Source organism: Variovorax sp. 278MFTsu5.1 (assembly GCF_048305045.1).
Lineage (GTDB): Bacteria > Pseudomonadota > Gammaproteobacteria > Burkholderiales > Burkholderiaceae_C > Variovorax > Variovorax guangxiensis.
Genome location: NZ_CP157623.1, coordinates 238807 through 262422, shown reverse-complemented (window position 1 = coordinate 262422; position 23616 = coordinate 238807). Strand labels below are relative to the sequence as shown.

The window sequence follows — 23616 nt, the reverse complement described above, 5'->3', positions numbered from 1 at the left end:
CTGCTGCACGCCCCACCTCCATGAAGATCCTCGTCCTCCACGGCCCCAACCTGAACCTGTTCGGACGCCGCGAACCCCACATCTATGGCAAGACCACGCTCGCCGAGATCGATGCGCGGCTGCAGGCGCTGGCTGGCGAACTCGGCGTGACGCTGGAGACCCTCCAGTCGAACCATGAAGGCGACCTGATCGACTTCCTTCACGCGCACATCGACGACGCGCAGGGCGCGCTGGTCAACCCCGCCGGGCTCACGCAGCACGGCGTGCCGCTGCACGACGCGATCAAGGCCATGCCCTTCCCGACCATCGAGGTGCACATGTCCAACATCGCCGCGCGCGAAACCTGGCGCGCCCACTCGATCATCTCGCCGGCGGTCAAGGGCACCATCCAGGGCCTGGGGCCCCAGTCGTACCTGGCCGCCCTGCGCGCGCTGGTGGAGATGCACAGGCAGACCGAAGCGCGGGCCGCCGCATGAGCCGCTGGATCGAGCGGTGCTGCCGCGGCATCGAGGCGCTGATCGCGGCCGCGCTCGCGGTGATGGTCGTGCTCGTCTTCGGCAACGTCGTGCTGCGCTACGGCTTCAACTCGGGCATCACCGTGTCCGAAGAGGTGTCTCGCTGGCTCTTCATCTGGATGACCTTCCTGGGCGCCGTGGTGGCCCTGAAGGAGCACGGGCACCTGGGCGTGGACATGGTGGTGCAGAAATTGCCGCCCCTGGGCAAGAAGGTCTGCCTGGCCGTCGGACATGTCGTCATGCTCTACATCGTCTGGCTGCTGTTCCAGGGCAGCGTCGCGCAGGCGCGCATCAACTGGGACGTGACCGCGCCCGTCACCGGCGCGTCGATGGCCATCGTCTATGCCTCGGGCGTGGTCTTCTCGGTGCTCGCCGGCCTGATCCTGGCGCTCGACCTGCTGCGCCTGCTCACCGGGCGCATCGCCGAGAACGACCTCGTGATGGTCCAGGAGTCGGAGGAAGCCGTGCAGCTGCAGCAGATCCTCGGCGCGAAGGACGATGCGCAGGGAGCGCGCCGATGACCATCCTCGTCTTCGTGGGCACCCTGCTGCTGGCCATGGCGATGGGCATTCCCATCGCGTTCTCGCTGCTCGCCAGCGGCGTGGCGCTGATGTGGCACCTCGACCTGTTCGATGCGCAGATCCTTGCGCAGAACGTGATCGGCGGCGCCGACAGCTTCCCATTGCTGGCCGTGCCCTTCTTCATGCTCGCCGGCGAGATCATGAACGTCGGCGGCCTGTCCAAGCGCATCGTCGATTTCGCGCTTGCGCTGGTGGGCCATGTGAAGGGGGGCCTGGGCTACGTGACCATCATGGCCGGCTGCCTGCTGTCAGCGCTCTCCGGCTCGGCCGTGGCCGACGCCGCCGCGCTGACCGCGCTGCTGCTGCCGATGATGGTGAGCGCGGGGCACGACAAGGCACGCGCGGGCGGCCTCATCGCGGCCACCGGCGTGATCGGCCCGGTGATCCCCCCGAGCATCGGCCTCGTGATCTTCGGCGTGGCGGCCAACGTGTCGATCTCCAAGCTGTTCCTCGCGGCGATCGTGCCCGGCCTGCTCATCGGGGGTGCCCTGTGGATCACCTGGGCATGGCTGGTGCGGCGCGAGAAGATCGTGCCGCCGCCGCGCAAATCCTCGGCCGAGATCGTTTCGGCCTTCCGCAAGGCGCTGTGGGCGCTCATGCTGCCCGTGATCATCCTCGTGGGCCTGCGCATGGGCGTGTTCACGCCGACCGAAGCGGCCGTGGTGGCTGCCGTCTACGCGCTGTTCGTGTCGACGGTGGTGTACCGGGAAATCACGTGGAAGGATCTCTACGGCATCTTCGTGAGCGCGGCCAAGACCAGCGCCATCGTGATGTTCCTGATCGCCGCGGCCATGGTGAGCGCCTGGCTCATCACGGTGGCCGACCTGCCGTCGAAGGTCGTGGGCCTGCTGCAGCCCTTCATGGGCAATCCGGTCCTGCTGATGGCGGCGATCATGGTGCTCGTCATGGTCGTGGGCACGGCGATGGACATGACGCCGACCATCCTGATCCTCACGCCGGTGCTGATGCCGATCGTCAAGGCCGCGGGGATCGATCCGGTGTACTTCGGGGTGCTGTTCATCATCAACAACTCGATCGGACTGGTCACCCCGCCGGTGGGCACGGTGCTGAACGTGGTGGCCGGCGTCGGCAAGATCTCGATGGACGACGTCACGCGCGGCGTGGTGCCTTTCATGATTGCCGAGTTCGCGATCCTGTTCGCGATGGTCGCATTCCCGCAACTGGTCATCGCGCCCGCGCGATGGTTCGGAGGCTAGGCGGTGGCGATCTGCGCTTTTCCCGGCCTGCGGCGGCGCGGCCGCATCTTGCTGTGCATGCTCGCGTTCATGACGCAGTTGCCCGCAGCCGCGCAGGACCCCGAGCGCGAGGTGCTGCCCGAGCAGCGCCAGCCGCTGGCTTTCGTTTCGCCCACGGGGCTGACGCCGCTGCGCGGAAAAATGATCTTCAGCGCCTTCCATGCCGAAAGCGGGCAGGAGCTCTGGGTCACCGACGGCAGCCGCGCGGGCACCGCGATGCTCAAGGACATCCGCCCGGGCTTCCGGGGCGCCTTCCCCGCCGGCCAGACGGCGTTCAAGGGCCATGTCTACACCGCCGCCACCGATGGCGTGCACGGGATCGAGCTCTGGCGCACCGACGGCACCGCCGCGGGCACCGCCCTGGTGATCGACCTCCAGCCGGGCGAGGAAAGCGCGCTGCCGAGCGAGCTGACGGTGTTTCGCGATGCGCTGTACTTCGTGGCCAACGACGGGCGTTCGGGATTCCAGCTGTGGAAGACGTTGGGCAGCGCGCCCACCACGGTGCGCGTGTCCTCGATCGAAGCCGGCCCGCGCGCGCTGGCACGCCAGCTCACGGTGGCCGGCCAACGCCTGTTCTTCACCGCGACCACGCGCGAGCACGGCCACGAACTCTGGGTCAGCGAAGGCACGCCCGAGAGCACGCGCCTGATGAAGGACATCCGGCCCGGCCCCGAGGACGCGGGCATCCAGAACCTGACGGCGGTGGGCGACGAACTCTATTTCACCGCCCACGACGGCCTGCACGGGACCGAGCTGTGGAAGAGCGACGGCACGGCACGCGGCACACACATGGTGAAAGACCTGCGGCCCGGTCCCGGGCCCTCCCGCCCGATGCACCTGACGGCCCTCGGCCGCGCCTTGTACTTCGCCGCCGACGACGGCGCGCACGGCCTCGAGCTCTGGAAGACCGACGGCACCGAGGGCGGGACCACACTGGTGAAGGACATCCGCCCGGGACCCTCCGGCGCCATTTCCAGCCCGATCACGGCCATGGGCGCCCAGCTCTACTTCGCCGCGACCGACGGCGCCTCGGGCGCGGAACTCTGGCGCAGCGACGGGACGGCCGCAGGGACCGTCCTGGTCAAGGACATCGCGCCGGGCGCGCAGAACGGATCGCCCGCGCGCTTCTCGGTCGTCGGCTCCCGCCTCTGGTTCTCCGCCAACGGCGGCAGCGCCAGCGGCGTCGAGCCGTGGACCAGCGACGGTACGCGAGCGGGCACCCGCGCCGTGGCAGACATCGCGCCGGGCGCGCGACATTCCATGCCGCAGGGTTTCCGCCGCCTGGGCAACTCGGTGCTCTTCGTTGCAGACGATGGCAACGGCAACGAACGGCTGTGGGCGCACCGCAAGGACGGCCAGCTGGTCCTGGTCGGCGATCCGCTCAGCCAGCGCCTGCGCTGATCCGCAGGCCGGGCGCGGGTTCTGCGGCGCCGCTGAAGGCCTGCGTGACCGCATAGTCGTGCAACGCCCGCCGCATGGCTGCGGCGATGGCCGGGTGCGTGGGGTCGTGGCCGGCGCCCGCCGCCCACCGCAGGATGGCGCGCCCCTGCAAGGCATGCGCGAGCGCCCGGGCCCCCTGCGGCGGGCACAGGCGGTCCTGCGTGCCATGCACGATCAGCGTGGGGACCGTGGGCAATGCGACGCAGCGCTCCAGGAGCGCGGGCGCGCGCAGCCAGCACCCGTGCCTCAGGTAGTGAGCCTGCACGCGGTAGCGCGCCACCAGCCGCTGCAGCGTCGCGTCGTCGGGCTGCGGCGCGGGCCTTCCCGTGGCCATGCGTTGTTCCCACCCGAACCAGAGCGCGGCGATCCGGCACTGGCGCTGCGGCGCTCCGTGCGCGAGGACCTGCGCGATCACCTCGGTGATCGGGCATTGCCGCTGCCACGCCTCGTTCCACAACGCGCGCCATTCGGAATCACCGTGGCGTACCGCCTGCGCGAAGAAACCGTGGATGTCGCCGCCGCGCGCCAGGAACACGTTCCTCAGCAGCAGGCCCGCCACGACGCCGGGCTGGTCCAGCGCATGGGCCAATGCGAGCGTGGCGCCCCAGGAGCCGCCCACCACGAGCCAGCGCTCGATGCGCAGGTGATCGCGCAGGCGCCGCAGGTCGTCAAGCAGATCGGCGAGCGTGTTGGCCGTGATCGTGCCTGCCGGCGTGCTGCGACCCGATCCTCGCTGGTCGGGACAGATGATGCGGTAGCGCCGCGCATCGAACTCGCGCCGCAACACCGGCGAGCCGCCCGAGCCCGGTCCGCCGTGGAGCACGAGCGCCGGCAGGCCCGCCGGATCGCCATGCTCCTCGACATGCATGACATGTCCGCCGTCCAGCGGCAGCCGGTGAACGATCGGACGAGGACCCTGCGTCACACGCGGGTCCGCTCAGCCCTGCGCCCGTGCATTCGCGTCCGTGCGAAAGACCAGTTCGCCCGACCGCCTGGCGCCCGGCACGAAGCGAAGCGGCGCGCCGCCGTTGTCGCGCACGTCCGCCGCGGCCGCGGCCGCGACCATGGCCTCGACCTGCGCGTGGCGCGGACTCTTCGGGCAGACCGGGTCGGTCGAGGCCGCATCGCCGGTCAGCAGAAAGGCCTGGCAGCGGCAGCCGCCATGGTCCTTGTCCCGGTCGTCGCAGCTTGCGCAGGTGCTGCTCATCCAGCCAGTGCCGCGGTAGGCACCGAAGGCCGGACTGTCGTGCCAGATGCTGCGAATGGCGTGCTCGCGAATGTTGGGGAACTCCAGCCCGGGCAGCATCCGCGCACTGTGGCACGGCAGGGCCACGCCGTCGGGCGCCACCACCAGGAACACGCTGCCCCAGCCGGCCATGCAGGGTTTGGGCTTTCCCTCGGCATAGTCGGGCACCACCCAGAGGATCTTCATGCGCCCCGCCAGGCGCGGCCGGTGCGCCTCGACCACCGCTTCGGCGCCCGCCAGCGCTGAGCGCGAAGGCATCAGCATCTCGCGGTTGCGCCATGCCCAGCCGTAGTACTGCACGTTGGCCAGCTCCAGGAAATCCGCCCCCATGGACTCGGCCATCTCGATGATGCGCCCGACATGCGGCAGGTTGTAGCGGTGCATCACGCAGTTCAGCACCATCGGATAGCCCAAGTCCTTGATCGTGCGGGCCACGCGCTGCTTCAGGTCGAAGGTGCGCGTGGAGCTCAGGAAGTCGTTCAGCTCGCGGCTGGAATCCTGGAACGACAGCTGGATGTGATCGAGGCCGGCCTTCTTCAGCGCCTGGGCGCGTTGCGGCACGAGGCCCACGCCCGAGGTGATCAGGTTGGTGTAGAAGCCGAGCTCGTGCGCGGCGGCGACGAGCTCCTCGAGGTCCTCGCGCACCAGCGGCTCGCCACCCGAGAACCCGAGCTGGACGGCCCCCATGGCGCGCGCCTCGCGGAATACGCGGATCCATTCACCCGTGTCGAGTTCGTTGCCGTAGCGCGTGTAGTCCACGGGGTTCGAACAGAAGGCGCAGTGCAGCGGACAGCGATAGGTCAGCTCCGCGAGCAACCACAGCGGCGGTTTCACAGCCGCCGCACAGGCGCGCTCAGCGGATCCAGTGGCGTCCACGGGCCTGCTCCAGGAACTCGAGCACGTCGGCACGCAGATCGGGCTCGCCGAAGGTGCTTTCGAGGTCGGCCACGAGCGCCGCGACCGAGGTCTTGCCGTCGCAGCGCTTCAGGATCTCCGCCGCCGGCTGGTTCAGCCTGATCATGCCCTCGGGAAACAGCAGCACGTGGCACTGCTGCGCCTCTTCCCACTGCATCCTGTAGATCGGGTCAATTGCCGGCTGCGCGCTGTCGGTCCATGCGCTCATGGCTGCTGCTCTTTCGCAAGGTCGTCGGGATAGGCCTTCTCGATCGCGTCGAGCATGGCCCAGAGGATGTCGAGCTTGAAGCCCAGGATCTGCAGGGCACGGGCCTGTCGTTCGCGCGTCGTGCACCACTGCATCGCCACCTCCAGGCCGTGCTCGACATCGCGGTCGGCCAGCGGGATGCGGCTGCGGAAATAGTCCAGGCCCGAGGTGTCGATCCACGGATAGTGCGTGGGCCAGCCCGCGAGCCGGTCCTTGTGGATGCGCGGCGCGAACATCTCCGTCAGCGAGGAGATCACGGCTTCCTGCCAGGGCGCCATGCGCGCGAAGTTGACGTAGGCATCCACGGCGAAGCGCACGCCCGGCAGGACGAGCGCGTGCGACTCCAGCACATCGCGGCGCAGGCCGGTCGCGAGGCCCAGGCGGGTCCATATCTCGATGCCACCGGCATGGGCACCTTCGTGGTCGCCGTGCCCGTCGTGGTCGAGCATCCTCACCACCCAGCGCCTGCGCGTCGCGCGATCGTCGCAGTTGGAGAGGATCGCCGCGTCCTTCACGGGAATGCGGCACTGGTAGTAGAACCGGTTCGCCACCCAGCCCCGGACCTGGAAGGGTTGCAGTTCGCCGGCGTTGAGCCGCCGGTTGAACGGATGGTGGCTGTGATAGCGCGACTCCATCGCGCGCAGCTGCGATTCGAAGATCTGCGGCGGCCAGGGCTCCTGCTGCATCTGCTGCCGTTGTTGCTGGTGCGTCACGCGTCAGATCTCCAGTTCCATGCCATCGAAGGCCACCTCGATGCCGCGGCGCACGAGCTCGGCGCGTTCCGGCCCGTCTTCGTCGAGGATCGGGTTGCTGTTGTTGATGTGGATGAGCACTTTCCTGCGCGCGGCGCAGGCGTCCAGCGCCCCCAGCATGCCCGGGCCGTGCGGCCCGTCGCATTGCGGCAGGTGGCCCATGTCGGCGGCGTGCTTCTTGCCGAGGCCCGCCGCGACCATCTCGTCCTCGCTCCAGAAGGTGCCGTCGACCAGCACGGTGTCGCAGCCGTCGAGGCACCGGCGCTCGGCCTCGCCCACGCGTGCGAGGCCCGGTGCATAGAACAGGCGCCTGCCGCTGGCCGGGTCTTCGATCAGCACGGCCGCGTTGTCGCTTCGCGCCTCGGCCTGCCGGCGCGGCGAGTAAGGGGGTGCCTTGCCGGGAACCGGCACGGCCTGCAGGCGCAGGCCGGCGACCTCGTGCCACGCGCCGCCGCCGGGCGCGAGCGGCATCGGGTGCCAGTCCACGCCGCTGTAGCTTTCGAGCGCCTTCAACAACGGCAGGCTGCCGGTGAGGTCTTCATGCGATTCAGGCGTGCAGTAGAGCTGCAGCCGCGATCCCTCGCGCAGGCTCAGAAGCCCCGCGACATGGTCGATCTGCGAATCCATCAGCACCACGGCCTCGATCGCGGAGTCGCGCAGGCCATGGCGAGGCCACAGCGCCGGCGACGCGCGCAGCTGTGCGCCGATGTCGGGCGAGGCGTTCAGCAGCACCCAGCGTTCGCCATCGGCCGACACGGCAATCGAACTCTGCGTGCGAGCAAGGGCCCGGATCCGCCCGGTTCGCTGGCCGGCGCACAGGCGGCAGTTGCAATTCCATTGAGGGAAGCCACCGCCCGCTCCCGAACCAAGAACCAGAATCTTCATGGGCACAAGAAAAAGACGGCACCGGCGCGAAGCCGGTGCCGTCGGGGGCCGCGCTCAGCGCGCGGAGATGTACATCGTGATCTCGAAGCCGAAACGCAGTTCTTCGAACTCAGGCTTGCACCATTTCATCGCATTGCTCCTTCAGTGGTTGAGGGTTAGGAAACGGAATCAGTACACGACGATCTTGCCCGTCGGGCGCGGGCTATGGCAGTCGTTGTAGAAGTATTCGCCCGGCATGTCAAAGGTGTGGGTCGCGGACTGGCCCGGAGCCAGCCTGAAGTCGAACCGGCCTTCGAAGAACTGCGTGGCGCAGTGCGTGTTCGCATTGGTCCCCGGATTGGTGAAGGTCACGGTGGTGTTCGCCGGCACGCGCATGAAGGTCGGCGTCATGGCATTCACGGCCGTCGATTCGGTGGCGCCCGGCTCGTTCGCGGCGGTCTGCACGCGTGCCAGGAACACCGTGTTCGGCGTCGGCAATGCCGCGCCGTCCACCGCCGAGCCCGACACCGGCCGGCGCACGACCGGCGGCACCGGCGTGGGCGCGGGCGCGACGGAGCCGCCGACCTTGAAGGCCCACAGACGGTCGCCGCGCGGTGCCGAATCGCCGTACGGGATGCCTGTGCCGCCCGAGAACACCGCGATGTACTGCTCGCCATCGATCTCGTAGGAGACCGGGCTGGCACTGATCGCCGCGCCGGTCTGGAAGCGCCACAGCTCGCTGCCGTCCTGCGCATCCAGGGCCAGCAGGTTGCCGTCGGGTTGTCCGATGAACAGCAAGTCGGTGGCCGTGCTCAGGATGCCGTTGCCGTGCGCCAGCGAATACGGCATCTGCTTCTTCCACTTCACGAGGTTGGTGCTCGGATCGACCGCCACGACCGCACCGGTCATGTAGGTGCCCGGCGGACGCAGGCCGTTGCTCGATTCGGTGAGTGAGTGCGCCGCCGACACGTAGCCCATGCCCGTGTAGACCAGGCCCGTGCGCTGGCTGAAGGACTGGTGGTTCCAGTTGGCGCCGCCGCCGTGTCCCGGAATGGAGAGGATCGGCACGTCCCAGTGCGCGTCGTAGAGGCAGCCCTTCACGTAGTTCGGGACCGCGCGGTTGGGATCGCCGGGGATCGTCGTGCCCAGCGGCTGGTCCACGATGCAGGTCTCGGTCCAGGCGCCCTGGCGCGGGAAGGGCTGGGTCGGCCAGCTGGCCTGGCGGGCGTCCTGCTTCACCGGCACCTCGTCGATGCCCAGCGGCGCGCTGCCATCCTTGCGATCGAGGATGTAGTACATGCCCGTCTTGCTGCCGTAGATCACGACCTTGCGGTCTTTCCCGTCGATCTTGACGTCGGCGAGCACGGGAGACATCACGTTGTCCATGTCCCAGATGTCGTGGTGCACGGACTGGAAGTGCCACTTGTATTCGCCGGTCTTGAGGTCCAGCGCGACGATCGAATTGGCGAACAGATTCAGGCCCGGGCGCGTGGAGCCGTTCTGCGACGAACCGCCGCGCACGTTGCCGAAGGTCCAGTAGACCAGGCCCAGTTCGGGATCCACCGCGGGATGGATCCACGGGGTCGCACCGGTGCGGTCGGATTCGGCGGCGCCGCCCCAGGTGTCGTAGCCGATCTCGCCGGCGCGCGGGACTCCCCAGAACGAGGTCAGCACCTTGCCCGTCAACGCATCGGCGGAGAACGCCGCACCGCGGTTGCCGTCGTTGGTGCCGAGGTAGAGCCGCTTGTCGTGATAGACGAGCGCCACTTTCTGCAGCGCGCCCTGGTAGTCGGGGTCGGTGCTGCTGCTCGGGTACTGCTTGATCCAGGCGATGGCGCCCGTGTCCGTCCTGAGTGCTACCAGGCGGTTGCCGGTGGCGACGGTGAACACCAGGCCCAGGTCCTTCGCGACCGCCACCCCGCGGCGGGTGATGGCCCCGTAGGGCGTGGTCCATTTCCACTTCGTGAGGCCGGTCTTGCCGTCCACCGCGATCACGTTGCCCAGCGCGGACTCGATGTAGAGCACGCCGTCGACCGCCACCGTCGTGCTCTGGTTGGTGCCGGTGGTCATGCCGCCCTCGATCTGGTTGACCCAGGCGCCGCCCAGCTGGCCGACGAGGCCCTTGTTGATCTTGCGCAGGCTGGAGTAGTTCTGGTTGCCCAGGTTGCCGCCCACCTTGGGGAAGTCCTTGTCGCCGGCCGTGCAGCACTCGGACAGGTTGGCCGCGGGCGCGGCGGCCGCCGGCGGCGATGCCGGTGGCGGCGCGCTCGATGCCGGCGGCGGCGCAGGGGCCGGGCTGATGGGCAGCACCGGCGCGCCGCCGCCGCTCGAACCGCCACACGCGCCGAGCAACAAGGGGGATGCGAGCACGCCGCAGGAAACCAGCAGCGTGACCAATGATCTTTGTTTCATGGATGTCTCTACCTGGTGAAGTTGGGAAACGGATGTGCGCGAGGCCGCACGCACCGCAGGCAGGGCGCGGTGCGCGAAGCTGGCCTGGCAGCCAATTGCTCGATCGTTATTCGGTGCAGAAGGGCGTGAGGCCCATGGCCGACTTGACGCCCTGGACCACGAGCTTCTGGAACTCGATGGCCCCCACGCCCGACAGGTCCGCAGTGAACGAGTGGGCGTTGTGCCCGAGGGTCGTCAGCCACGCGCGGCCACCGTCGTAGTACTGGCACCAGGCGACCGGATGGAAGTCCGCATGGCCCGGATGCGGCGCCGCGGTCAGCGGCTTCAGCGTCGAGGTGTCGACCTTGGCCAGGAACTTCACCTTCGTGGGGAAGGGCATGAGGTTGTACCACTCGTCCTGGAAGGAAAAACGCTTGGGCACATCCTTCGTCGACGGGTCGTCCGAGACGATCTCGACATCACCGGCACGGTTCGGCCCATGGTTGTAGAAGTTCGCGTTGCCGAGCAGGCCTTCGTAGTAGGGCCAGTTGTATTCCGCACCGAACGCGTTGTGCAGGCCGACGAAGCCGCCGCCGCGGCGCATGTAGTTGCGCAGTGCGGTGCGCGCGGCGTCCTGGCTCGTGTTAACCGCGCCGTTCCACAGCGTGTCACGGTTCGAACTCGCGAAGATGATCGCCTTGTAGTTGTTGATGCGGCTGCTGAGGACCGCCACGTCTTCGGTCCAGTCGACCGTGATGCCTTCGGCCGACAGCATGCGCACCAAGCCGGCCTGCATCACGTTGTCCGGGTTCATCACCGGGTTCAGGCCAGCGCCCATCGGCGTGCCCAGCACGGCATGACGCGGCCCCGCCGTGCGCGAATAGACCAGCACCCGGTCCGGCGTCGAAGCAAAGGCGCCCCAGTCGTTGTAGCACTTGGGATTCGTTCCCCTGCAGACGTTGTAGTAGGTGTCGAAGCTGTCGTCGGGGGCTTCGGCCACCGGGTCCGTGGGCTGGACCGGTGTTTCTCCCGCGGGCTCGGTCGGGTTGCTCGGTGCTGTCGGCGACACGGGAAGTGCCGTGAGCGGCACCCCTCCCCCGCCTCCGCTTCCTCCTCCGCATGCAGTCACGGCCAGCGTCACGGCCGCCGCCAAGGCCGCCGCCAAGGCGAGCCGGAGAGTCAATGATTTGGCAAGTTCCAAGGGAGTCTCCTCGTTCTGATCGATGGCGCAGAGTGCGAACGCTCTGCCGATGCCGGCCGGCCGTGTCCGCTGCGGCGGGGCTGACCGGAAGCGATCATAAGAATTTTATGGAAAATATTTCCATAATGGAAATCCCTTCCTATTTCAGACGGATGAAGCCACTCCCCGCTTTGAACAAGTAATGGACGCCGGCCGAAAGCCGAGCCGGTCTCGGGGGCCGCAGTGAACCTCGGCGGCTGTTGCGCCGTGTGCGCAAGGAGGGGACGCAGACGCGTGGCGGAATATCCGGCGTGCGATCAACGACCGGACACCTTGAAAGTCGGCGAGATCGATGCGCTGGTGGTCAGCGACGGCGTGCTGCCGCTGCCAACTTCGACGATGGACACCAATGCAGACCCTGCCGATCTTGCCCCAGCGACTCCAAGCCGCCGGCATCGCGCTCGGGTCCGTCACCGATGTGATCCTGACTCACATGCACATGGACCACGTAGGCGGGCTGCTGGTCCCGGGCGTTTAGGAGCGCCTGCGCCCGGACGTGCGCATTCATGTCTCCGCGGCCGAGGTCAAGTTCTGGTGCTCCACCTTCGCCCGGATGCTGGCCTTCCGGTACTCCTGCTTGCGCGCCCTGGCCTGGCGCGGCCCTCCGGCATCTTCGCCAGGTCGCTGGGCCGGCCGGCGATGTGCCATTGCACGCAGCGCTCGACTCGGCCCTGTGCTCCGCGATAGCCTGAGTCTGCCCACACCGCGTCCTCTTTGCCGTGCAGCAGATCGCTCACCTGTTCCACATCTGCCTCGTTGGCTGCGGTGGTCGTCACTGTGTGCACCAGCCCCGAGTCTGCATCCACGCCGATGTGCTCCTTCATCCCGAAGTACCACTGGTTGCCCTTCTTCGTCTGATGCATCTCGGGGTCTCGCTCGCCCGTTGCTGTTTTTGGTCGAACTGGGTGCCGCAATGATGGTTGCGTCCACGATGGAGCCGCGCTTCAGCAGCAGTCCCTTCCTGGCCAGGTGGGCGTTGACCTGCTTGAAGATGCCCTCGGCCAAGTCGCTGGCCTCAAGCAGGTGACGGAAGTTCAGGATGGTTGTCTCGTCGGGGATTGCCTCCAGACCGAGTCCGGCGAAAGTGCGCAGCGAGGCGATCTCATACAAAGCCTCCTCCATCGCCGGGTCGCTCAGCGCGAACCAGTTCTGCATCAGGTGCACGCGCAGCATGGCTTGCAACGGGTAGGGCCGACGGCCTCGGCCTGCCACTGGATAGTGGGGTTCGATGACCTTGAGCAGCGCCTTCCTAGTCTGCTTCGGCCAGGAGCAGACATCGCATCCCCCTCATCTCTTCGCGGCACGGGCGGCTGCATGTGAAGGCGGCGGCCCCTTCGCACCCGCTTCGAGCCAGGCGATCTTGCGGTCGAGGAAGGTGAGCATCGTCTGCAAGTCCAGAGCCCTGCCGCGCAATTTGTCTCGCTGCGCGGTCAAGGCCTTGAGCATCCGCGCGTGCCCGCTCCCGGAACGCCGCTCCCCGATGAGCAGCTTGATCTCCGGCAGTGCGAGGCCAAGAGCCTGGCCGGCCCGGATGGCCGACAGCAGGCGAAGGTCGGATTCGGTGAACTCCAGGTAAGGCCGCGACCCGCCGGCGGCCCCTGTTCGCGGCGACAACAGGCCTTCCCGCAGGTAGTGCCTGACGGTCGTCTCCCTCACTCCCGCGCGGCGCGCGAATTCAGCGATCCACACCTGTCGTGTACTCCGTCTTGACTATGCATCCAACTGCATAGTTATAACTCTGGCTATGAACCAAGCGACACCCCTTCTTCTCCTTCCCGGGCTGATGAATGATGCCCGAATCTGGCGTCCGCTGACGACCGCCATCGCCGGAGAGCGCACGTGCCATGTCGCTCCCACGCACCTGCACGACAGCATCGCCGAGTCGGCACGGAATGCGATAGCGGCCATGCCGGCCGGCGCATTCGCGGTCGCAGGGTTCTCGCTGGGTGGCTACGTCGCGCAGGAGGTGTGCCGCCAGGCGGGCGGCCGCGTTGCGGGACTGGGGCTCCTGGACACGGGCGCCCGCGCTGACGCCGAGGAAGTGAAAGAGGCCCGAGAACGGATGATCCAAGCCGTGGACGGTGCCGAAGGCGCGGGCACTTCCGCCTTCGGCCAAGTCGCCCAGGGGTTTGCCGCGCGGCTCGTTCACGCATCGAGGATGCAGGACCGGGAACTGTTGCAACTGCTGTTCGACATGGCGTCGACCGGGGGGAGCAAGGGCTTCGTCCGCCAGCAGCGGGCCGCAATGAACCGGGTGGACACCCGCGACCTGCTGCCTCGCATCCGGGTGCCCGCCGTGGTGGTGTGTGGGCGTGAGGACCAGATCACACCCTTCGGCCTGAGCCAGGAGATGGCCTCACTGCTGCCGGACACCGAGCTTGTGGCGGTGGCCGAGGCGGGTCATATGTCGATCCTGGAGCAGCCGGCAGCGGTCGTTGCGGCTTTGCTGCGTTGGTTGCGACGTGTCGACGCCGCAAGCGCGCGCCAAGCCCAAAGGCCGGCGTCGATCTGAGAACGGCTGCTTTGGGCCGAGGCTGTGTGAAAACGTTTGGCCCAAAAATACAATAAGGCACCCGTTCCCGCTGCGGCGGGCTCCTCGACCAGTGCTGTGTTCTGCTGCGTCGTCTGGTCCATCTGGTTCCGTCCGAGCGAGTGGGCGTTTCGCGTGTTGGACTCGAGATCGAGCGAGGCCGTGACATTGCCCCGCGACTTCAACTACGGCGGATGCGCAACTGAGGCGGAAGTGGGCGCAAGAAGGGAATGCCTCAGGCTCCAAATGCACGCAGCGAGTCGAAGTAGCCTTTCCACGTTCTGGTCGTGATCCAAGTCCCGGGGATTCTCCCGACCGATCAACTCGCAGATGCAGTCAAGCCCTGCTGCGGGAGTGAAGCCCAGGCCGGCCCGCGCGATCTCGATCGTCGTCACAAGAACGTCCGTTTTTTCCATGTCGCTCAGTGGTCGGCGGGAGGAATCAACGGCAGCACCAAGTGAGAGTCGTAGCGCCCGCCAGTGAGGATGGCGTTCTGACCATCGAAGACGTCCGGCCTGCGGTTTCGGGGATCGGTGTGCAGGAACGGGCCAGATCCCTTGCGCGGTCCAGCCGCACCTTCACGCTCGAAGTCCTGAGCATCGATCCTCACCGCCAGCCGATATCCGCGCGGCAGCACGATGGAAGTCGGCCAGATCTCGACCTCCACACGGTAGTCTTCGCCAGGTGTGAGAGGTTCGACCTCGGTGTGCATGTGAAAAGGTTGGGCCGGCCCTGAACGCAGAGGATCCGTCTTGCGGTGCGAAGCTCTCAGCCAACCTTGCGCGATCGGCACCTGCGGATCCGTCGCTCCACGGAAGGGCACTTCCTTCCCCTCGGGATCGTAGGCTCGCAGCGTCACGAAGAGGTCCATGTCCGTCGTGCTCGACCGGGTCCACAGCACCAGTGCCACAGGCCCTGTGAATTCCGTCTGCGCCTCCATGGGCGCGCTCAAGAACTCGATGCCACGACCCGGTGCCCGATAAGTCGCGACGGCGACGGCGCTGAATGGCTCGAACGCCAATTCGCGGTGGCCCGCGTCAAGGTACAGGCGCGTCCACTGCGTGCGGGCAATCGGCCATTCGTGTTCGGAGCGCTGCTCGAATTGGTCGGGATGGCGGACCTCCAGCATCACGGGCGGCTGTGCGTCCCAGCCGTTGGGCTCGCCTTTGAGGAACCTGTCGAAAAAGCGTTTCTGCAGCTGTACGTACTCGGGCAGGTAGAAGGACTCCCAGTGCGTCCCCCCATGCATTTGCAGCCACTTCTGCCGCGAGCCGGCGCCCATGAAGCCCTGCACGTTGCCGCGCAGGTGCAATCCCATCCCACCCCAGTTCCCGGCGGATAGCACCGGCACCTCGATGTCCGCGAGCTTCGCCGTTCGGGCGTCGTACCAGTCATCGATCAGCGGATGCGACCTGAATTCCTCGATCACGTCCACGCGGTTGCTGCGAAGCGTTTCTTGATCCAGGGCAGTGCCCGTGCTCGTCCCGCCCGTTTCCCGATCGAAGTAGGGGCTGCCGGCATTGCCGTTCTGCACCGACAGGATCTGCTTGGGAAACCAGTACTCGAAGAAGACGTTGCCGAAGATTCCGCCATGATGGCTGGCGTCTCGATACAGGTCGCTGGCGCCTTCCCATGGACAGATGGCGGCCAGATGGGCCGGACGGCGCGCGGCAACCTGCCACTGGTTCATCGCGTAGTAGGAGATGCCCAGCAGGCCGACCTTGCCGTTCGACCATTCCTGCGTACCGGCCCACTCGATGCATTCGGCATAGTCGTCCGTCTCCTGCGGCGACCAGGCCCAGAGCTTGCCGGGCGACTCCCCTGCACCGCGGCTGTCCACGACCACGATCGCGTAGCCCCAGGGAATCCAGCGCTCCGGGTCGGCCACCTCCCAGCGCAGGTACCGGCCCGAACTGCCATCGGTGTCGATGCCCGGGTACAGCCGCTTGAGCTCGTCCCATTGCGGCTTGAAGGCGTCCTCGAAATGCGCATCCTTGCCATAGGGCCCGTGCGTCATGAGAACGGGTGCGGGCACGCCATCGTCGGGCCTGAATACATTGGCCCTGAGCACCGTCCCATCGCTCAGGCGGATGGGCACGTTCTTTTCGAAGATCATTTTCCTGTCTCTTCCTTGTTCATTGGAACAGCGCCACGGCGCGCGTCCACCCCGCCGAACCGCCCCGGACCTTGGCCGGAAAGCAGGACACGAAGAATCCGTCGGCAGGCAGCGCTTCCAGGTTGTGCAGCTTCTCGAGATGGCAATACCCGATGTCGCGGCCTGCCTTGTGGCCTTCCCAGATCACGGCGGGGTTCTTGTCGCGCCCGTATCGCTCTGCGGTGTATTGGAAAGGAGCATCCCAGCTCCAGGCGTCCGTGCCCGTCACACGCACGCCGCGCTCGAGGAGATACATGGTCGCTTCGTAGCCCATGCCGCAGCCCGACTGCACGAAATCGGGTTGGCCGTATCGACTGCCGGCGCGCGTGTTGATCATCACGATCTCCAGCGGCTGCAGCGTGTGGCCGATGCGCCGCAATTCTGCCTCGACGTCCGCGGCCTGCACCACGTAGCCATCCTCGAAGTGCCTGAAATCCAGCTTCACGCCAGGCTGCAGGCACCATTCGAGCGGCACCTGGTCGATGGTGATCGCAGGCTCGCCGCGATTCATCGTCGAAGCGAAATGCCAGGGCGCATCGAGGTGCGTGCCGTTGTGCGTGCTGAGTTCGACCTTCTCGACCGCCCACGCCTCGCCGTCGGGAAGATCCTCCGGTTTCAGCCCCGGGAAGAACTGGGCCAGGCGGCCGAAGCTCTGCGAATGGTCCATGTAGTGGATCCTGGGAGCGAAGGCCGGCGGATCGGAGATCACGTCGTTCTCCAGGAAGATGGAAAGGTCCACGATCTTCTTGAACATCACGAGTCCATTTCGATGCCGAGAGGAGGAAGGATGCGCTGATAGCGCGCGAACTCCTTTTCGAGGTAGGGCTTGAATTGCTGCGGCGGCATGCCCGAGACCTGGTTGCCGAACGTCGTCATCTTGGCCTTGAAACCCGGGTCAGCCAGCGTCTTCGAGACGCCGCCGTACAAGGCGGCCAGCACGTCGGGCGACATGTTCGGGGGCGCCAGCATGCCGATCCATGCGGGAATGTCGATGTCCGGCATTCCCAGTTCCGCGAACGTGGGCACGCTCGGCAGCGTATCGGCGCGCTGCGGGCCGGTGATCGCGAGCGCCCTGATCTTGCCGGCCTCGATGTACTGCATCACCGAAGACGGCGCGATGAAGGACGCATCCACCACGCCGCTGATCAGGTCCGTCAGCGGCGTGCCCTTGTAGGGCACGTGGATGAGCTCGATGCCGGCCTGCTTCGCGAACAGGGCACCCACCACGTGCGTGGTGTTGCCGTTGCCGGCCGAGGCGTAGCTGAACCTGCCCGGCTGCTTCTTCGCGGCCGCGATGAAGTCAGCCAGGGAGTGGAATGGCCCGTTCGCCCTGTGCAGCAGAGCGAAGCCGTAGGTCGTGTAGACCATCGACAAGGGTGTGAAACCCTCGATCGGGTGGTAGGGCAGCTTCTTCATCAACACGCCGTTGGTCAGATGTCCGCCGGTCGTCCACAGCACGACCGAGCCGTCGGGCTTCGCGCGCGACACCTCGGCCGCCCCGATGGTCGTCGCGGCCCCGGGCTTGTTGTCGACGATGCACGTGCGGCCCGTCACCTTCTGATAGGTGTCGGCAAAGATGCGTGTCATTCCGTCCAAGGCTCCTCCCGCAGGGAACGGCATCACGATCCTGAGCATTTCAGGCAGGAGCGTCGCGGCCTTTGCCATCGGGACTGCCAAGGTAGCCGCCGCACCGGCGAGTACCGCTCTTCGATTCAACATGGGCTTGTCTCCTGAAGCGCCGCGGGGCGCATGTTTTGCACTGGGAACCGTCAGTGCGCGAATTCTAGGCAAATAAAACACATGTTTCAATCAATTGTTTTCTTGCATGGCCGTTCCAATCGAATGATTCAAACAGTCGATTGATCGATGAATGCCCGGTCCGAAACTGATGCAGAATCGGCACGCCCCACCCGGCCTCTCTACGACAGCTCCGGAACCGGCTCCTTTTCCTCCTTCTTGTGGATATGCCTGGACGACCGTCTCCCTCATCCGATCGCCTGACACAGCAGAAGATCATTGATTCCGCGCTGGCGCTCTATGCCGAGAAGGGCATCGACGGCGTCCCTGTCCGCGCCTTGACCAGCCACGCGGGGGTCAACGTCGCGGCGATCCACTACCATTTCGGAAGCACGGAGGCGCTGGCGGAAGCCGTCTTCGGCGAACTCTCCGCACGTGTGAACAAACGTCGCACACGCGCGCTGCAAGAACTCACCTCGGCCGCCGAGGCGACCGGACACAAGCCCGATGTCGAAGATATCGTGGACGCATTCGTTGCCCCATACGTCGGACCCGATGCCGCCACCGAGGGCCAATTGCTCGCGCAGCTGATCCTGAAACATCGCCTGGTGCCTTCAGCCATGACCGAGCGCGTGATCAAGAAGCACTTCGATCCGATGGCCAAGCAATTCGTCGCGGCCCTGCACGACGCAGTGCCGGAGATTCCGCTGGAGTTGATGTACCTGCGCTACATGCTGATGGTCAGCACCGTCGTGCTCTCGTTGAGCGACAGGGGACGGACAAGCCGCCTTCAGCGCCTTTCGGGCAGCAAGGCCACGGCAGCCGACCGCCAGACTATCCGAACCGCACTGATTGACTTCATTGTTGGAGGAATACGGGCGCCGGCTTCGGGGTGAAACCACGCCTGTCCACGCAACAACCGCGAGCGCTGTGCGTTTGAGCAAGCCGGCACCAAAAGCCAGAACAGCCTACGACGTGCTGCGCCGTTGTGGTCGACCTGGTCGACAGCCGCGGCGTGACCCAGAAGGCCCCTCCGGAGACGGCCTCCATGCAACCCACCCTGCGCCAATTGCGCTACTCCGTCGCCGCCCGGCCGGCGAGCGCCTGATTGAGCCAGGGCGCGCAGAGTTTTCCTTCCTTGATGACCACGATGCACTTGGCCTCGCTGCGCGTCTACTGGCCGACGCGCAGCATGCCCGCCAGCACCCTGTGCTTGGACTGTTCGATGTGCGACATCATGTGCGCAAGCGCTGCGTCGAAGTCCCGCGACGCGAGCGCATGCAGGAACTCCAGGTGCTCGCGCATCGCGGGCACGACCTGAACGGGCCGCATCGAATCCGCGTCGTAGCGGATCAGCCGGACGTGGAGGCTGTTGACGCGGTAGATCTCCGAGAGGATCTCGTTGCCGATCGTGTCGACCATGAGATCGTGCAGGCCCCAGTCGACGGCCTGCGCGTCTCGCTCCAGCGTCGCGTCGGGCTGGGGCTGCAGGGCGCGCTCTAGGATGGCTTCATGGCGCTCGATCAGCCGGGCCAGCGTTTCGGGGCTTGCCACGCGGGCGAAGTTGATCACCGCCTCGCGCTCGACCATGGCCCGCACCTGCCATGCGTTGCGAATCAGCTTCATGTCGACCGAGGCGATCTGCAGTCCGCGCTTGGGCACCGTCTTGATCAGACCGGCTGCCTCCAGCCGCGGCACGAGCTCGCGAACGGCCGCCAGCGGCATCTCCAGCAGCTCCATCAGCTCGCGCTGGGAGACGAACTGCCCGGGCCGGATCCGCGCATCGATGATCTGCTGGCGGAACCCCTGGTAGGCGCGGCTGCGCTGGTTCACCGGCTCGCCCTCGCCCCCTGGGGACGAGGGCTTCGTGGTGGGCTCGGACAAGGCTGCGGCGGGAATGTTCATGGGGTCATCGTAAGGGGCTGAGGGCCTTGGAGCGCATTGTCCTCGATCTAGGGTTAATACTGACATTCATCTAACATGTTAGTCGGCGTATAGTCCGATACCAGCGCGGCGCCAGCCGTGTCTTCAATCCACAGGCATTCAGAACGGAGCAGTTCCATGGGTCTCGGTCTCACCGGCGTCATCCCTCCCCTCGTCACCCCTTTCACCGCCGACGGCAGCATCGACGAAGCGGCCTACCGCAAGGTCATCCGCTTCAATCTGGACAAGAAGGTCCACGGCGTGTGCCCCGGCGGTAGCACCGGCGAAGGTCACACCTTCACGGTCGACGAGTTCAAGCGCGTCATGGAGATCACCGCCGCCGAGGTGGCAGGCCAGGTGCCGATCGTCGCCGGCATCATCTCCAACAGCACCCGCGACGCGATCAACCGCGCCAAGGCGATCGCGCATCTGCCGGTCGCGGCGCTGCAGGTCACGCCGGTGCACTATCTCTTCAAGCCCGACGAGCAGGCCACCCACAACCACTTCAAGGCCCTGACCGAGGCGGTCGACACGCCGGTGGTGATCTACAACGTGGTGCCCTGGAACTACCTGAACCCGGCCCAGATGATCCGCCTGATGAAGGAGCTGCCCGGCGTGCAGGGCATCAAGCAGAGCCAGGGCGACCTCAAGCTCATGGCCGACCTGCTGCTGGGCGTTCCCGAAGGCTGCAAGGTGTTCTCCGCCGTCGATGCCCTGCTGTACTCGTCGTTCGCGCTCGGCGCCCACGGCACCATCGCCGCCACGCCCGCGGCCCTGCCCGGCGTCTGCGTGAACCTGTGGAACACGGTCCAGGCCGGCGACCACGTCAAGGCGCTGGAAATGCACAAGTCGATGCTGGCATTCTGGAACGCGCTGGTCGGCGACAACCTGCCTGCCAACATCAAGACCTCTATCACGCTGCAGGGCTGCCAGGCCGGCCTGCCGCGCGCGCCGATGCCGGCCACCGGCGAGGAGCAGCGCAGGAAGATCGAGGCCGCGATGGAAGACGTCCTGCGCTTCGACGCCTGAAGCAGGCCCCGCAAACAAGAAAGACAGGAGACATGAACATGAGAATCCAGCGTCGGCAGATCCTCGGCATGGGCGCCGCTGCAGCCTTGGGAACCACGCTGCTGCCCACCGCGTGGGCACAGGGCTTTCCGGCCAAGCCGATCACGCTCGTCGTGCCCTTCGCGCCGGGCGGCAACACGGACATCGTGGCGCGCACCGTCGCCGTCGCCCTCGGCAAGGTGCTGGGCCAATCGGTGATCGTGGACAACCGCGCAGGCGCTGGCGGCTCGATCGGCGCGATGCAGGTCTCGCGCTCGCCGGCCGACGGCTACACGCTGCTGCTGTGCGGGGCCGGCGTCATCGTCACCGTGCCGGAGATGGTCAAGACCAGTTACAGCCGTGCGAGCTTCGCGCCGCTGGGGCTGGTCAACAAGAGCTCCATGGTGCTGCTCGCGCGCAAGAACGAAACCCGCTTCAAGAACTTCAAGGAGTTCGCCGCCTATGCGCGCTCCGGCGATGGCAAGGTCACGGCGGCGCACTCGGGGCCCGGCACGCCCAACCACCTCGCGCTGCTCCAGCTCGAGAGCCTGTTGAAGGCGAAGTTCACGACGGTCAGCTACAAGGGCTCCGGCCCCGCGCTGGTGGACGTCATCGGCGGCCAGGTCGACGTGCATTTCGACCAGGTCACCAGCTCGCTGCAACACATCAAGGGCGGCGCGCTGCAGGCCTTGGCGGTTCTGGGTCCGACGCAGGACCCCTCGCTGCCAGGCGTCCAGACGGTCGCGGAGCTCGGGTTCGGCGACATCGACGGCACGACCTACGTGGGCGTGCTCGCACCGGCAGGAACCCCGAAGGACATCCAGGACAAACTGGCCGCGGCGCTCGCGCAGGCCGTGAAGGACCCGCAGACCGTGGCGAGCGCACGCGAACTCGGCAGCGTCGCGCTGTCGAGCACGCCGCAGGAGTTCGCGCGGATCCTCGACGCCGAATACGCGCTGGCCACGCAGGCCACGCGGGACGGCCGCCTCAAGGTCGACTGAAGACCGTGCTTCTGCGCAGCGCGGGCCGCGTGCCTGCGAATGCGCAAGAAGCCCTCGCACATTCATCCATTCGCACGGTGCGGCCCGGCCGCCACCGGCGCGCGGACGCGCCCGCATGCAGGGGCACTCCGTAGACCCATAGCAAGGCAGACAGCAACGTGAAGAAGATCCTCAACGACCCTCAGGCCTACGTCGACGAAATGCTCGACGGACTTTGTCTGGCGCATCCAGAGCTGGCGCGGCGCGGCGAAGGCGGCCGCGTGGTGGTCAGGCGCGGCGGCGCCGTCGCGGGTAAGGTCGGCATCGTCACCGGCGGCGGTTCGGGCCACCTGCCCGTCTTCCTCGGCTACGTCGGCGAAGGCCTGCTGGACAGCTGCGCCGTCGGCAACGTGTTCGCCGGACCGCGCATGGACGACTGCATCGAGGCGATGCGCGCGGCCGATGGCGGTGCCGGCGTGCTGCAGCTGTACGGGAACTATGGCGGCGACCGCATGAACTTCGAGATGGCCGCCGAAATGCTGGAACTCGAGGGCATGAAGACGGCCTCGGTGCGCGTGTCGGACGACGTGGCGAGCGCGCCGCCCGAGCAGCGCGAGAAGCGCCGCGGGGTGGCAGGCCTCGTGCTGGTTTACAAGGCCGCCGGTGCCAGGGCGGCCGCGGGCGCGACGCTCGAGGAGGTGGCCGCCACGGCGCGCAAGGCCAACGACGCCTGCCGCACGATCGGCGTCGCGCTCACGCCTTGCGTGGTGCCGGAGTCCGGCAAGCCCTCGTTCGAGATCGCTGACGACGAAGTGGAGTTCGGCATGGGCATCCACGGCGAGCCGGGCATCTGGCGCGGCCCGCTCAAGACCGCCGACGCCCTGGCCGACGAGATGCTCGAGCGGGTGCTGCCCGAACTGGCGGTCTCGCGCGGCGACCGCCTGGCAGTGCTGGTCAACAGCCTGGGCGCCACGCCGTCCGAAGAGCTCTACATCCTCTATCGCCGCATTGCGACCGTGCTCGCCGGGCGCGGCGTCGACATCGCCTTCTCGCTCGTGGGCCGCTACGCCACCTCGATGGAAATGGCCGGCGCCTCCCTCAGCGTGATGAAGCTGGACGCCGACCTCGAGGCACTGCTGACAGCGCCCGCAACCTGCCCGTTCTGGAGCGTGCGGTGATGCTCGATGCCAACGTCCTGGCCCGCGCGGTGCCGCGCTGGTGCGCCGCCATGCATGCCGCCGCGCCTGAACTGAACGCCCTCGACGGCCGCCTGGGCGACGCCGATCTCGGCGCCACGCTCGACAAGTGCGCCACGCTGATGGAGCAGGCGCTGCCCGTTTCACCCGCTTCACCCGACTCGCTGGAAGGCATCTTCAAGCGCTGCGCGCAGGCCTCGGCGAAAGCCTCCGGCTCGAGCTTCGGCACGCTGCTGACCGTCGCGCTCATGACGGCCGGTAAGCACTGTGCCGGCAGGGAGTTGCTCTCGGCGCAGGACGTCGCGGCGCTGCTGTCCGAAGTGATCACTACGCTGTCCGCGCGCGGCGGCGCCGCCCTCGGCGACAAGACCGTGCTCGACGGCCTGGATGCGATCCAGCGCGCCCTGTCCGGTGCCGCGGCCGATGCTCCCGCCCTCGCGCTCGCCGGCGCGGCGTTGCGCGGATCGCTCGACGCCTTCCGCGACAAGCCCAACCGCATGGGCCGTGCCCGCATGTTCGCGGACAAGACCATCGGCCTGGACGACCCCGGCATGGTCGCGCTGCTGCGCATGGTCGAAGCGCTCTGACAGCACCCGCGCGC

Annotated in this window: 23 protein-coding genes and 2 pseudogenes; 11 read left to right on the top strand and 14 right to left on the bottom strand. The window is 67.1% G+C overall.

Annotated elements, in window-relative coordinates; translation table 11 throughout:
• Positions 1-20 precede the first annotated feature (20 nt).
• From ABL844_RS33355 to ABL844_RS33340, 4 genes are all read left to right on the top strand, one after another.
• Complete coding sequence (locus tag ABL844_RS33355; RefSeq protein WP_184642287.1) at positions 21-476, top strand: type II 3-dehydroquinate dehydratase; 456 nt, start codon at positions 21-23, stop codon at positions 474-476.
• Entirely contained in the window at positions 473-1036 is a 564-nt protein-coding gene (locus tag ABL844_RS33350; protein ID WP_418126492.1) for a TRAP transporter small permease, read from the top strand. Before ABL844_RS33355 ends, ABL844_RS33350 begins: the two co-directional genes overlap by 4 nt.
• Entirely contained in the window at positions 1033-2313 is a 1281-nt protein-coding gene (locus tag ABL844_RS33345; RefSeq protein ID WP_418131992.1) for a TRAP transporter large permease, read from the top strand. Before ABL844_RS33350 ends, ABL844_RS33345 begins: the two co-directional genes overlap by 4 nt.
• Positions 2314-2382: 69 nt before the next feature.
• On the top strand, positions 2383-3753 hold the full coding sequence (locus ABL844_RS33340) for an ELWxxDGT repeat protein (RefSeq protein ID WP_418131991.1): 1371 nt from the start codon (positions 2383-2385) through the stop codon (positions 3751-3753).
• Here the strand turns inward: ABL844_RS33340 and ABL844_RS33335 are convergent.
• From ABL844_RS33335 to ABL844_RS33300, 8 genes are all read right to left on the bottom strand, one after another.
• Positions 3734-4717, bottom strand: a complete 984-nt coding sequence (locus ABL844_RS33335) for an alpha/beta fold hydrolase (RefSeq protein ID WP_418131990.1) — start codon at positions 4715-4717, stop codon at positions 3734-3736. The two genes, ABL844_RS33340 and ABL844_RS33335, sit on opposite strands and share 20 nt — an antisense overlap.
• A 12-nt stretch (positions 4718-4729) precedes the next feature.
• Positions 4730-5914, bottom strand: coding sequence for a pyrroloquinoline quinone biosynthesis protein PqqE (gene pqqE / locus ABL844_RS33330; protein WP_418131989.1), 1185 nt, complete (start codon positions 5912-5914; stop codon positions 4730-4732).
• A complete protein-coding gene (pqqD, locus tag ABL844_RS33325; RefSeq protein ID WP_418131987.1) occupies positions 5892-6161 on the bottom strand; it encodes a pyrroloquinoline quinone biosynthesis peptide chaperone PqqD in 270 nt (89 codons plus the stop codon). The genes pqqE and pqqD overlap by 23 nt, the downstream gene beginning before the upstream one ends.
• Positions 6158-6886: a pyrroloquinoline-quinone synthase PqqC gene (pqqC, locus tag ABL844_RS33320; protein WP_418132300.1), complete on the bottom strand. Its 729-nt coding sequence runs from the start codon at positions 6884-6886 to the stop codon at positions 6158-6160. The genes pqqD and pqqC overlap by 4 nt, the downstream gene beginning before the upstream one ends.
• Positions 6887-6916: 30 nt before the next feature.
• The gene (pqqB, locus tag ABL844_RS33315) at positions 6917-7837 is read right to left on the bottom strand and encodes a pyrroloquinoline quinone biosynthesis protein PqqB (protein ID WP_418131986.1); all 921 of its coding nucleotides are present in this window, start codon (positions 7835-7837) and stop codon (positions 6917-6919) included.
• Positions 7838-7891: 54 nt separating this feature from the next.
• Positions 7892-7966 (bottom strand): pyrroloquinoline quinone precursor peptide PqqA, encoded by a 75-nt coding sequence (gene pqqA / locus ABL844_RS33310; protein ID WP_080898329.1) that lies wholly within the window; start codon positions 7964-7966, stop codon positions 7892-7894.
• Between the two features lie 39 nt (positions 7967-8005).
• The gene (locus tag ABL844_RS33305; protein ID WP_418131985.1) at positions 8006-10228 is read right to left on the bottom strand and encodes a PQQ-binding-like beta-propeller repeat protein; all 2223 of its coding nucleotides are present in this window, start codon (positions 10226-10228) and stop codon (positions 8006-8008) included.
• A gap of 106 nt (positions 10229-10334) precedes the next feature.
• Entirely contained in the window at positions 10335-11276 is a 942-nt protein-coding gene (locus ABL844_RS33300; RefSeq protein ID WP_418131984.1) for a ThuA domain-containing protein, read from the bottom strand.
• Between the two features lie 405 nt (positions 11277-11681).
• On the opposite strand from ABL844_RS33300, the pseudogene ABL844_RS33295 reads away from it, so the two are divergent.
• Positions 11682-11922 (top strand): annotated as a pseudogene (locus ABL844_RS33295) (MBL fold metallo-hydrolase); the annotation flags it as partial.
• A 59-nt stretch (positions 11923-11981) separates the two neighbouring features.
• Here ABL844_RS33295 and ABL844_RS33290 read toward each other — a convergent pair.
• Together ABL844_RS33290 and ABL844_RS33285 are read right to left on the bottom strand one after the other, a co-directional pair.
• Positions 11982-12695: pseudogene (locus tag ABL844_RS33290) on the bottom strand (IS5 family transposase); the annotation flags it as partial.
• Positions 12696-12734: 39 nt separating this feature from the next.
• Entirely contained in the window at positions 12735-13136 is a 402-nt protein-coding gene (locus ABL844_RS33285) for a MerR family transcriptional regulator (RefSeq protein WP_418131983.1), read from the bottom strand.
• Between the two features lie 94 nt (positions 13137-13230).
• Here ABL844_RS33285 and ABL844_RS33280 point away from each other — a divergent pair, with 94 nt between their 5' ends.
• The gene (locus ABL844_RS33280) at positions 13231-13959 is read left to right on the top strand and encodes an alpha/beta fold hydrolase (protein WP_418131982.1); all 729 of its coding nucleotides are present in this window, start codon (positions 13231-13233) and stop codon (positions 13957-13959) included.
• Positions 13960-14398: 439 nt separating this feature from the next.
• On the opposite strand, the gene ABL844_RS33275 is transcribed toward ABL844_RS33280, so the two are convergent.
• The 3 genes from ABL844_RS33275 to ABL844_RS33265 are packed head-to-tail and all read right to left on the bottom strand — an operon-like array spanning position 14399 to position 17719.
• Positions 14399-16093, bottom strand: a complete 1695-nt coding sequence (locus ABL844_RS33275) for a CocE/NonD family hydrolase (protein WP_418131981.1) — start codon at positions 16091-16093, stop codon at positions 14399-14401.
• A gap of 19 nt (positions 16094-16112) precedes the next feature.
• Positions 16113-16886: a cyclase family protein gene (locus tag ABL844_RS33270; protein ID WP_418126441.1), complete on the bottom strand. Its 774-nt coding sequence runs from the start codon at positions 16884-16886 to the stop codon at positions 16113-16115.
• Positions 16886-17719 carry a tripartite tricarboxylate transporter substrate binding protein gene (locus ABL844_RS33265; RefSeq protein ID WP_418131980.1) on the bottom strand — a complete coding sequence of 278 codons (834 nt, stop codon included), beginning with the start codon at positions 17717-17719 and terminating at the stop codon, positions 16886-16888. The genes ABL844_RS33270 and ABL844_RS33265 overlap by 1 nt, the downstream gene beginning before the upstream one ends.
• Positions 17720-18096: 377 nt before the next feature.
• Here ABL844_RS33265 and ABL844_RS33260 point away from each other — a divergent pair, with 377 nt between their 5' ends.
• A complete protein-coding gene (locus tag ABL844_RS33260; RefSeq protein WP_418131979.1) occupies positions 18097-18765 on the top strand; it encodes a TetR/AcrR family transcriptional regulator in 669 nt (222 codons plus the stop codon).
• Positions 18766-19042: 277 nt separating this feature from the next.
• Here ABL844_RS33260 and ABL844_RS33255 read toward each other — a convergent pair whose 3' ends face one another.
• A complete protein-coding gene (locus ABL844_RS33255; RefSeq protein WP_418131978.1) occupies positions 19043-19774 on the bottom strand; it encodes a GntR family transcriptional regulator in 732 nt (243 codons plus the stop codon).
• Between the two features lie 156 nt (positions 19775-19930).
• Here ABL844_RS33255 and ABL844_RS33250 point away from each other — a divergent pair, with 156 nt between their 5' ends.
• The 4 genes from ABL844_RS33250 to ABL844_RS33235 all read left to right on the top strand — a co-directional run bounded on the left by ABL844_RS33250 (position 19931) and on the right by ABL844_RS33235 (position 23602).
• Entirely contained in the window at positions 19931-20821 is an 891-nt protein-coding gene (locus tag ABL844_RS33250; protein ID WP_019655277.1) for a dihydrodipicolinate synthase family protein, read from the top strand.
• Between the two features lie 38 nt (positions 20822-20859).
• Positions 20860-21840 carry a Bug family tripartite tricarboxylate transporter substrate binding protein gene (locus ABL844_RS33245; RefSeq protein WP_418131977.1) on the top strand — a complete coding sequence of 327 codons (981 nt, stop codon included), beginning with the start codon at positions 20860-20862 and terminating at the stop codon, positions 21838-21840.
• A gap of 158 nt (positions 21841-21998) precedes the next feature.
• Positions 21999-22997, top strand: a complete 999-nt coding sequence (locus tag ABL844_RS33240) for a dihydroxyacetone kinase subunit DhaK (RefSeq protein ID WP_418126430.1) — start codon at positions 21999-22001, stop codon at positions 22995-22997.
• Complete coding sequence (locus ABL844_RS33235) at positions 22997-23602, top strand: DAK2 domain-containing protein (protein WP_418131976.1); 606 nt, start codon at positions 22997-22999, stop codon at positions 23600-23602. The genes ABL844_RS33240 and ABL844_RS33235 overlap by 1 nt, the downstream gene beginning before the upstream one ends.
• Positions 23603-23616: the final 14 nt, after the last annotated feature.